This is a genomic window from Skermania sp. ID1734 (assembly GCF_007489285.1).
GTDB lineage: Bacteria > Actinomycetota > Actinomycetes > Mycobacteriales > Mycobacteriaceae > ID1734.
In genome coordinates this window covers 138,924-151,296 of sequence record NZ_VLIY01000006.1, presented here as the reverse complement: position 1 = coordinate 151,296, position 12,373 = coordinate 138,924, and the positions used below count along the sequence as shown (strand labels likewise).

14 protein-coding genes and 1 pseudogene are annotated in these 12,373 nt (G+C 66.8%); 4 read left to right on the top strand and 11 right to left on the bottom strand.

The annotated features are described in order from the left end of the window. The first annotated feature begins 128 nt into the window (after positions 1-128). Both FOS14_RS09470 and rpsT read left to right on the top strand, forming a co-directional pair. Complete coding sequence (locus tag FOS14_RS09470) at positions 129-761, top strand: type II toxin-antitoxin system PemK/MazF family toxin (protein ID WP_143770041.1); 633 nt, start codon at positions 129-131, stop codon at positions 759-761. Between the two features lie 174 nt (positions 762-935). After that, positions 936-1,199, top strand: coding sequence for a 30S ribosomal protein S20 (gene rpsT / locus FOS14_RS09465; protein WP_143770040.1), 264 nt, complete (start codon positions 936-938; stop codon positions 1,197-1,199). Between the two features lie 69 nt (positions 1,200-1,268). Here rpsT and holA read toward each other — a convergent pair whose 3' ends face one another. From holA to nadD, 8 genes and pseudogenes are all read right to left on the bottom strand, one after another. After that, entirely contained in the window at positions 1,269-2,246 is a 978-nt protein-coding gene (holA, locus tag FOS14_RS25170) for a DNA polymerase III subunit delta (protein ID WP_255450217.1), read from the bottom strand. A gap of 162 nt (positions 2,247-2,408) precedes the next feature. Then, positions 2,409-3,188, bottom strand: a pseudogene (locus FOS14_RS25165) (ComEC/Rec2 family competence protein); the annotation flags it as partial. 671 nt (positions 3,189-3,859) lie between these two features. Then, positions 3,860-4,573: a ComEA family DNA-binding protein gene (locus FOS14_RS09455; RefSeq protein ID WP_143770038.1), complete on the bottom strand. Its 714-nt coding sequence runs from the start codon at positions 4,571-4,573 to the stop codon at positions 3,860-3,862. A 150-nt stretch (positions 4,574-4,723) separates the two neighbouring features. Continuing rightward, on the bottom strand, positions 4,724-5,560 hold the full coding sequence (locus FOS14_RS09450; RefSeq protein ID WP_143770037.1) for a DegV family protein: 837 nt from the start codon (positions 5,558-5,560) through the stop codon (positions 4,724-4,726). Further along, complete coding sequence (gene octT / locus FOS14_RS09445) at positions 5,551-6,300, bottom strand: diglucosylglycerate octanoyltransferase (protein ID WP_143770036.1); 750 nt, start codon at positions 6,298-6,300, stop codon at positions 5,551-5,553. The genes FOS14_RS09450 and octT overlap by 10 nt, the downstream gene beginning before the upstream one ends. Further along, positions 6,290-6,940, bottom strand: a complete 651-nt coding sequence (locus FOS14_RS09440) for a histidine phosphatase family protein (protein ID WP_143770035.1) — start codon at positions 6,938-6,940, stop codon at positions 6,290-6,292. Before FOS14_RS09440 ends, octT begins: the two co-directional genes overlap by 11 nt. Next, positions 6,933-7,313 carry a ribosome silencing factor gene (gene rsfS / locus FOS14_RS09435; protein ID WP_143770034.1) on the bottom strand — a complete coding sequence of 127 codons (381 nt, stop codon included), beginning with the start codon at positions 7,311-7,313 and terminating at the stop codon, positions 6,933-6,935. Before rsfS ends, FOS14_RS09440 begins: the two co-directional genes overlap by 8 nt. A 4-nt stretch (positions 7,314-7,317) precedes the next feature. Beyond that, on the bottom strand, positions 7,318-8,010 hold the full coding sequence (gene nadD, locus FOS14_RS09430) for a nicotinate-nucleotide adenylyltransferase (protein ID WP_255450195.1): 693 nt from the start codon (positions 8,008-8,010) through the stop codon (positions 7,318-7,320). An 86-nt stretch (positions 8,011-8,096) separates the two neighbouring features. Between nadD and FOS14_RS09425 the strand changes: the two genes are divergently transcribed. Together FOS14_RS09425 and FOS14_RS09420 are read left to right on the top strand one after the other, a co-directional pair. Beyond that, positions 8,097-8,327, top strand: a complete 231-nt coding sequence (locus tag FOS14_RS09425; RefSeq protein WP_143770033.1) for an AbrB/MazE/SpoVT family DNA-binding domain-containing protein — start codon at positions 8,097-8,099, stop codon at positions 8,325-8,327. Further along, positions 8,320-8,742 (top strand): type II toxin-antitoxin system VapC family toxin, encoded by a 423-nt coding sequence (locus FOS14_RS09420; protein WP_143770032.1) that lies wholly within the window; start codon positions 8,320-8,322, stop codon positions 8,740-8,742. The genes FOS14_RS09425 and FOS14_RS09420 overlap by 8 nt, the downstream gene beginning before the upstream one ends. A gap of 28 nt (positions 8,743-8,770) precedes the next feature. Here the strand turns inward: FOS14_RS09420 and FOS14_RS09415 are convergent, their stop codons facing one another. From FOS14_RS09415 to FOS14_RS09405, 3 genes are read right to left on the bottom strand one after another with little or no spacing between them, the layout of a single operon-like run. Beyond that, the gene (locus FOS14_RS09415; RefSeq protein WP_143770031.1) at positions 8,771-10,150 is read right to left on the bottom strand and encodes a VWA domain-containing protein; all 1,380 of its coding nucleotides are present in this window, start codon (positions 10,148-10,150) and stop codon (positions 8,771-8,773) included. Beyond that, complete coding sequence (locus FOS14_RS09410) at positions 10,147-11,052, bottom strand: MoxR family ATPase (RefSeq protein ID WP_143770030.1); 906 nt, start codon at positions 11,050-11,052, stop codon at positions 10,147-10,149. Before FOS14_RS09410 ends, FOS14_RS09415 begins: the two co-directional genes overlap by 4 nt. 13 nt (positions 11,053-11,065) lie before the next feature. Further along, positions 11,066-12,355 (bottom strand): glutamate-5-semialdehyde dehydrogenase, encoded by a 1,290-nt coding sequence (locus FOS14_RS09405; protein ID WP_143770029.1) that lies wholly within the window; start codon positions 12,353-12,355, stop codon positions 11,066-11,068. Between the last annotated feature and the right edge of the window lie 18 nt (positions 12,356-12,373).

The following is a 12,373-nucleotide window of genomic DNA, read 5'->3' as shown; positions in this document are numbered from 1 at the left end:
ACCGATGGGTTGGGCGCAACGGCTCAGTCTACTTTCGCCCGCTCGCCGACCGTGAATCGCGCCACCGCCCGCACAGACCACCTGAACCTCCCGACGACTGCGCCGGTTGCGCGCTTAAGCTGACATCCATGGCGCCACGATGGAGCACGCTTGGCAAGCAGATCGGAGTCACGCTCGGACTCATCGCCAAGGAGCAAGCGCCCCGGCTGGTTCGCGGCGAGGCGCCGACCCTGACCCAGTCGTTGCAGCGATCGGGCTTGCTGCCCAAGAGCCTTCATCCCAAGAACCTGATCCCGAAGAACCTCATTCCGCGGGCATCGTCGGTGCTGGCCCCTCGACAACCGATCATTCCCGGTCGACCCATCGCCTCCACGGCCGTGCCGACGGCGCAGCGCGCCCGCCGGCTGGTGTACGCGCCGAACCTGGACGGTCGCGCCGATCCCGGTGAGGTCGTCTGGACCTGGGTGACCTACGAGGAGGATCCCTCGCGGGGCAAAGACCGTCCGGTGCTGGTGGTCGGACGGGACGGCAAGACGCTGCTGGGACTGATGCTGTCGTCGAACTCGAAGCGCGCGCGCGACAACAATTGGATCGGAATCGGCGCCGGAACCTGGGATTCGGAGAGTCGCCCGAGCTGGGTGCGACTGGACCGCGTCCTCGATGTGCCCGAGGCCGGCATCCGCCGGGAGGGGGCCATCCTGGAACGCAAGGTCTTCGACCAGGTAGCGGCCAGGCTCATCCACGAGTACCGCTGGCGGTGACGGCTGGTTCACCGGTCGACGCCGGCGACGGTTTGAGTCGGGAATGACGATCCTGGTATTCTCGACCGTCGGCGTGGAGTGCACGCCCAAGCTTTTGCCCAACGGACACGCGAGTGCGCGCCACACGCGCCGAGTGCGGTCCACCACCAGCAATTTGTTGTAGAGGAATTACGCGTGGCCAACATCAAGTCCCAGGTGAAGCGGAACCGGACCAACGAGATCGCTCGCCAGCGCAACCAGTCGGTCAAGTCGGCGCTGCGCACCGCGATTCGTTCGTTCCGTGAGGCCGCCGCTGCTGGTGACAAGGACAAGGCCAACACCGCCCTGCTCGCCGCCAGCCGCAAGCTGGACAAGGCCGCCAGCAAGGGCGTCATCCACAAGAACCAGGCCGCCAACAAGAAGTCGGCGCTGGCGCTGGCGTTCAACAAGCTGGGCTGATCGCCCCTAGTTCTCCACGCGGTTGAATACCGCCGCAGCTAACCGTTTGGCTGCGGCGGTCTTTGCGTTTCAGCGCTTATGCCGACCGTGCAATCCGACGACGCCGCGCACCGCGCGTTCCACCGCATAGTCGGCGTCGGCCGCCACACCTTTGACGTCGGCGTTCAGTTCAGCGACCACCTGCATAGCCTGGCCGATCGAGTCGGGCGTCCAGCCTGACATCTGGGCCTGCGCCTTCTTTACCTTCCACGGGGGCATCCCGAGCCGGCTCGCGAGCCGGAAGGGGTCACCACGGCCGGCCGACCCCACCCGCGCGATGGTGTGCACGGAATCCGCCAGCGCATCGGCGAGCAGCACCGGCGGCACGCCGCGCAATTGCGCCCAGCGCAACGCCTCCAGCGCTGCACTGTGGTCTCCGACGACGGCCAACTCGGCCACATCGAAACCGGAAACCTCCGCCTTGCCTGAGTAGTACCGGTGTACCGAGGCAACATCGACCTTGCCGCCGGTGTCGGCGGCCAACTGCGAACACGCGGCCGCCAACTCCCGCAGGTCCGAACCGACGGCCTCCAGAACTGCCTGCACAACGTCGACAGACACCCGCACCCCGGCCGCACGGAACTCCGCGCGAACAAAATCGACCCGCTCACTCGCCTTGCTGATCTTGGCGCAGTCATGCACCTGCGCGCCGAGTTTCTGCAATGAACCCGCCAGCGCCTTGGCTCGGCCGCCACCGGTGTGCAGCACCACCAGCACGACACCGTCCGGAGGCGAGGCGGCCGCCGATTCGATCAGAGCGACGGCGTCCTTGCCCGCCTCGGCCGCTGCCTCGAGCACCACGACGCGATCCTCGGCAAACAACGACGGGCTTAGCAGTTCGGCCAATTCCGAGGCGCTGGCGTCGCCGGCGCGCAAGCGTGTGACCGGCAGATCATCGGGTGCGGACGACCCCGCCCTAACCGCTGCGACTACGGCAGCGACCGCGCGCTCGGCGAGAAATTCCTCTTCACCGAGCACCAGATGCAATTGAGCGGAGCCATCGGACACGGTGTCGATGGTCGCACGGCCCACCGACAGTTCGGCGATGCGGTCGGCTGCCAGGGTGTGCCATCCGGTGCGCACGGTCCACAGCGGAATCGCAACCAACATCGCGCCAACCAACGCGGCTGCCACGCCTCTGCGGACCGGACGCAACCGCAACCCCACGATCACCGCAAGCACCGCCGCCACGGCGAGTACCGAGGACAGCAGCCCTTGCGGTACGGAGATGGCGGCGCCGGGTACGTCCGCTCCCCGGTGCGCCACCTGCAGCAGCCACCACAGCATCGGCGCGGCCAGCTTCGCTACCAGCACCGCCGCGGGAAACCAGACCGAAGCCAAGACTGCCACCACCGCACCGATCACGGTGATCGGTGCGACGACAATCCCCACGAGTAAGTTTGCAGCAACTGACACCGTGCTCACCGAACCCGAAAGGGCAACGAGCACAGGCAGTGTCACCACGAACGCGGCGCCAGCGACGGCTACTGCTTCCGCCACCGCACGGGACGCGCCGCGCGCAATAAGCCAGTCCGCCCAACTCGGCGCGAGTAAAACCAAACCGAACGTCGCGATGACCGACAAGGCAAAACCGTAGTCCACGGCGAGCCCGGGATTGACGGCGAGCAAGAGGATTATCGCCGTGCACAGCGCGGGAACCGCATGTTTGCGCCGCCCCGAGGCGAGGCCCACCAACCCGATTCCTCCCATGACCGCCGCTCGCAGCACGCTCGGCGATGGCCTGGCGACGACCACAAACATGGCGAGAGCCACAGCGGCACAGACAATTCCGATCCACGGATGGATGGCCAAACCACGCGCACACAACAACACCGCCCCGATGATGATGGTCACGTTGGCGCCCGAGACCACGCACAAATGACTGAGCCCGACGGTCCTGAACAGCGCAGTCAGCTCCGGCGAAAGGTGTGTCGTGTCACCTACCACCATCGCAGGCAGCAAGCCCGCGGCCTCGGGTGAAAGCGCCTGCCCCGCCGCATCACCGAGGCGATGACGCAGCGCGGCGGCCCACCGCTGAATCGCCGGCGCCGGCTGCGCCCGCACCGGCGGGCCGTTGACCCGAATCGCCGCGATCGTCAGCGCGCCTTGAGTTCCCGGCGCGATGACGCCACGAAGTTCCACGCGCTGGCCCGGTAACAGCTGGCTCCAGCCGTCAGCCGGGGCAAACACTGCCACCGATCCGCCACCGGAGAACACCTTTCCGGCGGCGCGGAACCACCGCAACTCGGCGGGAACGGTCACGCGAGCCCCGCCGAAGTTGCTCTTGGGCAAGGCCTTTGGATCATCCTTCAGCTTCACTTCGGCATTGACATAGGAGCCGGCGGGCAGCGTCGCCAGCGGATGGTGTTCGGCGGCGAACAGCCGCCAGGCTGCGGTGCCGGCGAGTCCGGCACCGAGCACTAGCGCGGCAATCATCACGAGAGCACCACCGAACCGGCGTCGTATTATCGCCGCGGTGAGCGCGGCGACGAGCATCGCCATGACGAGCCAGAATGCCGCAGCCGCAGATAGATTGACCGCACAACAGGTAGCCGTCCAGCAGGTGAGCGCCGCCGGCAACAATCGGAGGTCAAGCGGTCGAACGGGCTGCGCCGATTCGGTCACAAGGCCACCAGATCGCGCAGGCGGGCCAGCCGTGCCGGACCGATGCCGTCGACTTCACCGAGTTGGGCCACGTCGGTGAACCGGCCGTTCGCATCTCGCCAGGCCACGATTGCGGCTGCGGTGACCGGACCGACCCCGGGCAGCCCGTCGAGATCCGCCACCGTTGCGGTGTTCAGGTTGACCTTTCCCCCGCCCTTCGGCGTCGCAGATTCGGGACTTCCCCCGCCCGCACCGGCTGCGGCGGGTGGTCCCGACCCGGGTCCGGCGACCACGATCTGTTGTCCGTCGGCAAGGCGCTGGGCGAGATTGAGGGCGAGCAGATCTGCTCCCGGTTTCGCCCCGCCGGCCGCTGCCAGTGCGTCGGCGACCCGCGCACCCGGACGCAGGTGCACGAGACCGCCGTGCTCGACCAAGCCGACAACACTGACCACAATCTCGCCGGATTCAGCCGGCGCGGCGGAAGAAGTCGGCGCGGTCGACACCGCGCTGAGCGGCGGTGCGGGCGCAGGAGCCGGGGTGCCGCGTAGCACGACCACGCCGGTGAGGACGGCTGCGACCGCGCCGACCGCCGCGAGGCTGATCACACCGCGCAACCCGATATCCACTCGGGCGCCGCGGAAACGCTCGGGAATCCAGTCGGCGAAGCGGCCGGAATCGGCACCGACCGCATCCGTCGTCTCCAGCTGATCCGGAGCACTTGTTTTCCCCATAGCCGCGACCGTAGCCACCGTGCCGGAGCCAGCCCTTCCCGTGACCTGGGCCCAGAGAAAACCTGTGGATAGCCGCACCGGCTGTGGACAACTCGGACCCAGGCGCCGTGGAAGGGTGAAACTTGTCGGTCGATGCTGCTAGTGCGCGACTCAGTCTTTACGCCGCGGTACCACGAGTGCGGCCACCGCTCCCCCGCCCAGGTGCACGGCAAGCGTCGGGCCGAACTCCCGGATCACCACATCGGAAACCTCGGGAATGCGCTTGCGCAACTGCGCCGCCACCCGCTGCGCGCGCTCGCGTGCGGCCACGTGCTGCACGGCGACCGACACCGGCGCCACGGCCGCCGCGGACACCGCTTCGTCGACCATCTTCGACAGCGCTTTGCTCGACGTGCGGGACTTGTCGATCAGCTCGAGCTTTCCGCCGACCAGCCGCAACAACAGCCGGGAGGCCAACACGGAGCCGACCCGCCCGGTGTTGGCGTCGAACCGCCCGCCGCGACGCAACTCATCGACCCGGTCGACCACCAGCCAGCTGTGCGTATCCTCCGCCACGTCCAGTGCGCACTGGTACACCTCGTCCAGCGATCCGCCCGATCGCGCGACCCGGGCTGCGGCGATCGCAGCAAAACCGGTCCCGAGGCCAGCGCTCATCGAATCGACCACCCGAACGCTTCCGTCGAACTCCGACGATGCCTGCCGCGCCGCTTCCCACGTCCCGGACAGCAACCGCGACAAATGCACCGCGACAACGCCGTCGCCCTCACTCATTGCCAGCGCGCGTCGAAACGCGATGGTCATCTCGCCGGGCGCTGCGGCGGAGGTGGTGACGGCCATACCCCGCGGCGGGACCGGGATGTCATCCACGCCCTCACGCAGGGTCTCGCCGTCGACAAGGACGTGCAGCGGCACCACCCGAATGTTCAAGTCCTCCGCCACCGCCGGGTCGATGCAGGCCGACGAGTCGGTCACCACAATCACTGCCACAGCGGCTCCCGCATCGAAACGCGTGGTCGAATCGCTGCCAACATCGCCGCGGCCACCCGCTCGTGACCGGCCCAGCCCCAGTGGATCCCGTCCGGGTTGGCGTCCGGGGAGAAGATGTTGTCGCGCACGGCCGCACCGAGGTCGACCACGGGCAGATCGTGCGCTCGCGCCCACGCCGTCGTCGCGCGAACCGCCGGCTCTCGTCCCACGTGGACGCGCGCATACGAGGCGCAATTGTGCACCGCCGGCAGCGTCGCGATGATGGGCAACTCGGGGCGCAAGTGGCTCAGTGCCGCTCGAATCTGTTCCAGATACTCGACACTCAACCGAGGCGGCAACGCCACCGGCCGACCCAACCGCGACAGCCGCGGCTGCAGCCAGCCGTACACGCTGCGCACCTGCCGCCGCAGCGCCGGCGGGCGCACGTATCGGATTTGTTCGCGCAGCGCCGTCGGCAGCGGTGACGGCAGCGAGTCCATGCCCCCGGTCGCGATCACCACCGCCCCTGCCCGCGGCACCGCCGCCCACACCCGCGGGTCTCCGATCGCCGCCCAATAGGCGTCCCGGCACGTCCAACCGATGCGCGCGACGAGCTCTACGTCCCACCCCAGCTCGGCGGCCACCAGGGACGGCCAGATCCGGCCGTGATCAGCCGGCAGGCCGCCCTCGGGGCCGTAGTAGGCGAGGGAATCGGCAAGAACCAGCAAGACCGGCTTGGAATCCGTCGAGCTAGATGACATCGCCGACGACCCTCGTCGAGGCGTTCCAGACATCGAGGCGCCAGTCCGGACTCTCACCGCCGTTGTGCGCACTCAGCTGCACCCAACTCGCATTACCCAGGCCGCCGAGCACGGGCCACCGGTCCACGGGCAGGTCCAGCAACGCCGCAGTCAGCGCGGCCACCAGCCCGCCGTGCGCTACGAGCACCACCGGTCCCCGGTCCCAATCCGCTTGCGTGGCAAGCAATTCCTGCACCAACGGCACGGCCCGGTGGGCGACGTCGACGCGACTCTCGCCGCCCGGCGGGGACATCGTCGCATCGCGGCGCCAAGCCACCCGGGCACCCGGGTACTGTTCGTCGACTTCGACGTGGTTGAGGCCCTGCCACTCGCCCAGATTCGTCTCGCGCAGCCGCTCGTCTACCTGTACCGGCAGCTGTGCTGCCTCACCGACCGCAACGGCGGTGTCATAGGCCCGGCGCAGATCCGAGGATATGACCGCGACCGGCGCCTTTGCCGAAATCTCGCGAGCCACGTCCTTGGCCTGAGTGCGGCCCAGTTCGGACAGGTCGGTGTCCAGCTGGCCCTGCATCCGGTCGCTGGCGTTCCAATCGGTCTGACCGTGTCGAAGCAACAGCAGCCGACGCGTTCGGCTAACCATCGGCCACTCCGGCCCCGATCCCGTCGACCGGAACCTTCGGGCAGTCTTTCCAAAGCCGCTCGAGCCCGTAGAAGTCGCGTTCCTCATTGTGTTGGATGTGGACCACGATCTCGATGTAGTCCAGCAGCGCCCACCGACCCTCACGGGTGCCCTCGCGCCGCACCGGCTTGTGACCGGCCAGCCGCAGCTTCTCCTCGACGTTGTCGACGATCGCGTTCACCTGCCGCTCATTGGGGGCCGAAGCGATGACGAAGCAGTCCGTGATGACCAACTGCTCGGAGACGTCGAGCACCACGACGTCGGCGGCCAACTTCTCATCGGCAGCCAGCGCGGCGACGCGCGACATCTCAATGGCCTGTGCGGATGCACTCACGTAACTACCTTCCGCCTAACTCTTGTTGGCTTCTGCCGCCGTCGTTCACCGGTGCCGACAGCGCCGTCGACACCGTGCCCGGCGAGCGATACAGGTGTCGCTTGGAGATGTACTGCACCACCCCGTCGGGAACGAGGTACCAAACCGGTCGGTTTTCGCTGGCACGCAGGCGGCATTCTGTTGACGATATCGCGAGCGCCGGTATCTCGATCAGCGTCAGCGCCTGGCGCGGGTACTTGTGCAAGTGGTCGGCGAGGTGCTCGATGCCCAATTCGAAGCCGGGTCGGCTGACTCCGACGAAGTTGGCCAGGTCGAACAATTCCTCCCAATCCTGCCAGCTCAGAATGGTCGCGAGCGCGTCGGCGCCGGTGATGAAGAACAGCTCCGCGTCGCGGTGCTGGGCGCGGATATCGCGCAGGGTGTCGACGGTGTAGGTGACCTTGCCGCGATCGATGTCCACCCGGCTCACCGAAAAACGCGGATTCGACGCGGTGGCGATGACCGTCATCAGATAGCGGTCCTCGGCCGGGCTCACCTCGCGCGTCTGCTTCTGCCAGGGCTGGCCGGTAGGCACGAAGATGACCTCATCGAGGTTGAACCGATGCGCGACCTCGCTGGCCGCAACCAGGTGCCCGTGATGGATCGGGTCGAAGGTCCCGCCCATGATGCCGAGGCGCCGGGGTGCTGGCTGGTTCACGACTGTTGAGCTTATCGGTGACAGGTATACCGCGCGGGTGCGAGTAGTATTACGTAACTGACGTATTACGTGTCACTGGAGGGCCAGTGCTGCTGAACAGCAAAGGGCAGGTCACCATTCCTGCCGCGCTTCGCGAAAAATATGGGCTGCGGGAAGGCGACGAAGTTGACGTGATCGACGACGAAAACGGCCTACGCATTGTTCGCGCGGCCAAGCCTAGGAGCCCGGGCGCTCGACTGATTAAGAAGATGCGCGGCAAAGCAAGCACGGCGATGAGCACCGATGAACTGCTGACATTGCTGCGCGCCGATGACTGATCCTGCACAGTCAACGCTGGTCGACACAAGTGTTCTCCTCGATGTGCTCACCGATGACCCCAGATGGGGAGCCTGGTCACAATCCGTGTTGGCCGAGGCGCGTGACACCAGCCGGTTAGTGATCAATCCCATTGTCTATGCAGAAGTTTCGGCAGGGTTCGACACCATTGAGGAGCTCGATGCGGCGTTGCCCAAAGCCGACTTCGACCGGGAGGCGCTGCCGTATCACGCAGGATTCTTGGCCGGCAAGGCTTTTCTCGTCTACCGCCGCCGCGGCGGGGCCCGCCGGTCGCCGTTGCCCGACTTCTATATCGGAGCGCACGCCGCAGTCGGTGGCTATCGACTCCTCACCCGGGACGCAGGGAGGTACCGCAGCTACTTCCCCACCCTCACAGTCATCGCTCCGGATCCATAAGGCCCCTTCAGCTTCAACTTAACAGGCGCTACACCGGCAGTAGACCCGCCACCACCCCGGTCAGCTGCTTGGCATTGCGGCATTCGTGCATCTCGATTTCGTCCGCGTACCGATCGGCGGCGGAGTCACCGGTCCCCCACTGGTTTCTCGGTTCCGGATTCAGCCAGTACGCGTGCTTGGCCGCGCCGACCAACTCGCGGAGCGCCGCCAGGTTCGGATCGCGGTAGTTGTTGCGGGCGTCGCCGAGGATGAGCAGCGAACTGCGCGAGGTCACCACATCGGCAAAGTGGTCGGCAAAGCCACCGAACGCGGTGCCGTAGTCGGAGTGCCCGTCGTAGCGAATCAGGCGCGTCTCGTTCAGGATTCGGCGCATCGCGTCGGTCAGGTCCGCCCCGGGGTCGAAGAATCGGGTGACCTCGTCGACGCTGTCGATGAAGGCGAATATGCGCACCCGGGAAAACTGCTCGCGCAGCGCATGCACGAGCAGCAGGGTGAAGTTGCTGAACCCAGATACCGAACCGGAGACATCACACAGGATCACCAGCTCCGGCCGGCCCGGGTGCGGCTTTCGGGTGGCCAGCTTGATCGGTACGCCGCCGGTGGACATCGACATCCGCAGCGTCTTGCGCAAATCGATCTCGCCACGACGGGCTCGGCGCCGCCGCGCCGCCAGGCGACTGGCCAACAGCCGCGCCAGCGTTTGCACGCTGCGTTTGAGCTGGGCCAGCTCGTCTTGGGATGCACGCAGGAAGTCGACCTCGTCGGCCTGGCGCGGTACGCCGTAATTGGCGACGCGCTCCTTACCCTGGCGTTCGGCGGTCCGACGCTTTGTCTCGGCCTCGACTGCACGACGGAAACCGGCGATTCGACTCGACGCCGTCCGCCGGGCAATCTCCTCGGTGAACCCCGAATCATCGGGGCCCGAACGCAATCCGTCGAGGATCTTGCGCAGTAAGGTTTCCGGCGCGACGTCGCGCAGCGTCTGATACGCCGAGAACGACGGGCCATTCGCCGACTGGTACTGCCCGAGTTGCTCGACGAGCTGGGTGGCCAGCACCGCGGCCTGCGGCGAGTCCGCGATCAACAGTTCGGCAAGCAACTGGCGCACGGCGACGAGGTCGAATTTGCCGTCCGGCTTGCGCGGCAGTTCCACCTCCTCCTGCATGGTCCGCTGACCGATGGCAGCGGGGAACCACAGGTCGAACAGCCCGTCGAACGTGGCCCGGTGCGTCGGACGCCGCAGCAGAGCGCACGCGAGCCCCTCCCGCAACTGTTCACGATCGAGCAGATCGAGGACGGCCATAACGTGGCCGGCATCAACGGTTTCCGAGGGCCCCACCGGGATGCCGCGCCCACGCAGCGCCTCGACGAACCCGACGAGGTGGTTGGGCAGACTCGGTGCGCTCACGCCAACTTCAGGTCCTTGAGCGCCTTGAGGTGATCGGCACGATGCTTGAGCACGACTCCGAGGGTCGCCCGGACCGCGTCCTCGTCGAGGTCGGCAAGTCCGAGCGCGAGCAAAGTCCGTGCCCAGTCGATAGTTTCGGCCACCGACGGCAGCTTCTTCAGTTCCATGCCACGCAACACCGCCACCGTGCGCGCGAGCTGTTTCGCCACTGCGGCGGGAAGTTCCGGAACCCTGCTTCGAAGGATTTCGCGCTCTAATTCTTCATCGGGAAAGTCGATGTGCAAGAACAAGCATCGGCGTTTGAGCGCCTCGGAAAGTTCGCGGGTGGCGTTCGACGTGAGCACGACGAAGGGCTTACGAGTGGCGGTTATCGTTCCGAGTTCGGGCACGGTCACCGCGAAGTCGCTGAGCACCTCGAGCAACAGACCCTCGATCTCGACGTCGGCTTTGTCGGTCTCGTCGATCAGCAACACGGTTGGCTCGTCGCGCCGAATCGCGGTGAGCAGCGGCCGCGCAAGCAGAAACTCTTCGGAGAAAACGTCGGATTTCGTTTCCTCCCAGCTGTTTTCCTCTGTATCATTCCCCGTCGCTGCGCTCGCCCAAGAAGCCTGGATGCGCAAAATCTGCTTCGCGTGGTTCCACTCGTACAGCGCCCGCGCCTCGTCGACGCCCTCGTAGCACTGCAACCGCACCAACCCGGCCCCGGTCGCTTGGGCGACGGCGCGGGCCAGTTCGGTTTTGCCCACTCCCGCCGGGCCTTCCACCAGCAGCGGCTTACCGAGCCGGTCGGCCAGGAACACTGCGGTGGCGGTCGACCGGTCGGCGAGATAGCCCGTGGTGGCAAGCTTTTCGACGACATCATCGACCGAGGTAAACGAAGGCGCGGTGGCAGCGAGAGTCACAAGATGCTCCGAATCACGCCGGCCGGGTCTGGCCGTCGCCCCAGACGATCCACTTGGTGGAGGTCAGTTCGGGCAGCCCCATCGGCCCGCGCGCGTGCAGTTTCTGGGTGGAAATGCCGATCTCCGCCCCGAAGCCGAACTGCTCGCCGTCGGTGAATGCGGTGGACGCGTTGACCATCACCGCGGCTGCGTCGACCCGGGCGCTGAAATCGCGTGCCGCCGCAAGGTCGCCGGTGACGATCGCCTCGGTGTGGCCAGTACCCCAGGTGTTGATGTGATCGACGGCCTCGTCGATCCCGCCGACCACCTTCAGTGCGATATCGAGGGTCAAATACTCATCTGCCCAGTCTTTTTCGTTGGCCGGGACCAGCCCTGGCAGATCGCCGTGGACGGTGACGCTATGCCGCTCGAGGGCCTCGATGAGCCGCGGTACCGCCTCACCGGCGATCGCCTCGTCGACCAGGACGGTCTCCGCCGCGTTGCACACGCTGGGCCGGCGCGTCTTGGAGTTCAACAGAATTCGCTCGGCCATGTCGAGATCGGCGGCCGAATGCACATACACATGGCAGTTGCCGGTACCGGTCTCGATGGTCGGCACGGTCGCATCGCGCACCACCGCGCTGATCAGGCCCGCACCGCCGCGCGGGATGACGACGTCGACCAGGCCGCGCGCCTGGATCAGATGGGTGACGCTGGAGCGGTCCTCCGCGGGAAGCAACTGCACAGCGTCGGTGGGCACACCCTGCTCGCCCAGTGCCCGCCGCATCACAGCCACCAAGGCGGCGTTGGAGCGCGCGGCCGACGACGACCCTCGCAACAGCACCGCATTGCCGGACTTGAGCGCCAATCCGAAGGCGTCGACGGTGACATTGGGGCGCGCCTCGTAGACCATGCCGACCACGCCCATCGGGACTCGGACCTGGCGGATCTCGAGCCCGTTGGGCAACGTCGAACCGCGCACGACGGTGCCGATCGGATCGGGCAGTCCGGCTACCTGGCGCAGACCGGACGCGATGCCGTCGACTCGCGCCTGGGTCAACCGCAGCCGGTCCAGCAACGACTCTTCGATACCCGCGGCCCGCGCGGCATCGATGTCCTCGGCGTTGGCGGCCAGCACAGCGTCGCTGTCGGCCAGCAGTGCGTCCGCGGCCGCGTGCAGCGCCGCGTTCTTGTCCGCCGTCGTCAGCTGGGCCAGTACCCGCGAGGCGATCCGGGCGCGGCGGGCTGCCTCGTGCACAGCCTCGCGAATGGCATCGGCCTGCGCTGGCGCATTCACCTGCGTAGAAGGGGTTGCTGCGGTCATGAACCAAGGGTAGCTACC

What these genes read in the sequence shown, in the direction of transcription:
- FOS14_RS09440 (WP_143770035.1), bottom strand. Translation starts at nt 6,940, where the DNA reads ATGGTTAGCCGAACGCGTCGGCTGCTGTTGCTTCGACACGGTCAGACC.
- FOS14_RS09470 (WP_143770041.1), top strand. Translation starts at nt 129, where the DNA reads ATGGCGCCACGATGGAGCACGCTTGGCAAGCAGATCGGAGTCACGCTC.
- FOS14_RS09455 (WP_143770038.1), bottom strand. Translation starts at nt 4,573, where the DNA reads ATGGGGAAAACAAGTGCTCCGGATCAGCTGGAGACGACGGATGCGGTC.
- octT (WP_143770036.1), bottom strand. Translation starts at nt 6,300, where the DNA reads ATGTCATCTAGCTCGACGGATTCCAAGCCGGTCTTGCTGGTTCTTGCC.
- FOS14_RS09420 (WP_143770032.1), top strand. Translation starts at nt 8,320, where the DNA reads ATGACTGATCCTGCACAGTCAACGCTGGTCGACACAAGTGTTCTCCTC.
- FOS14_RS09405 (WP_143770029.1), bottom strand. Translation starts at nt 12,355, where the DNA reads ATGACCGCAGCAACCCCTTCTACGCAGGTGAATGCGCCAGCGCAGGCC.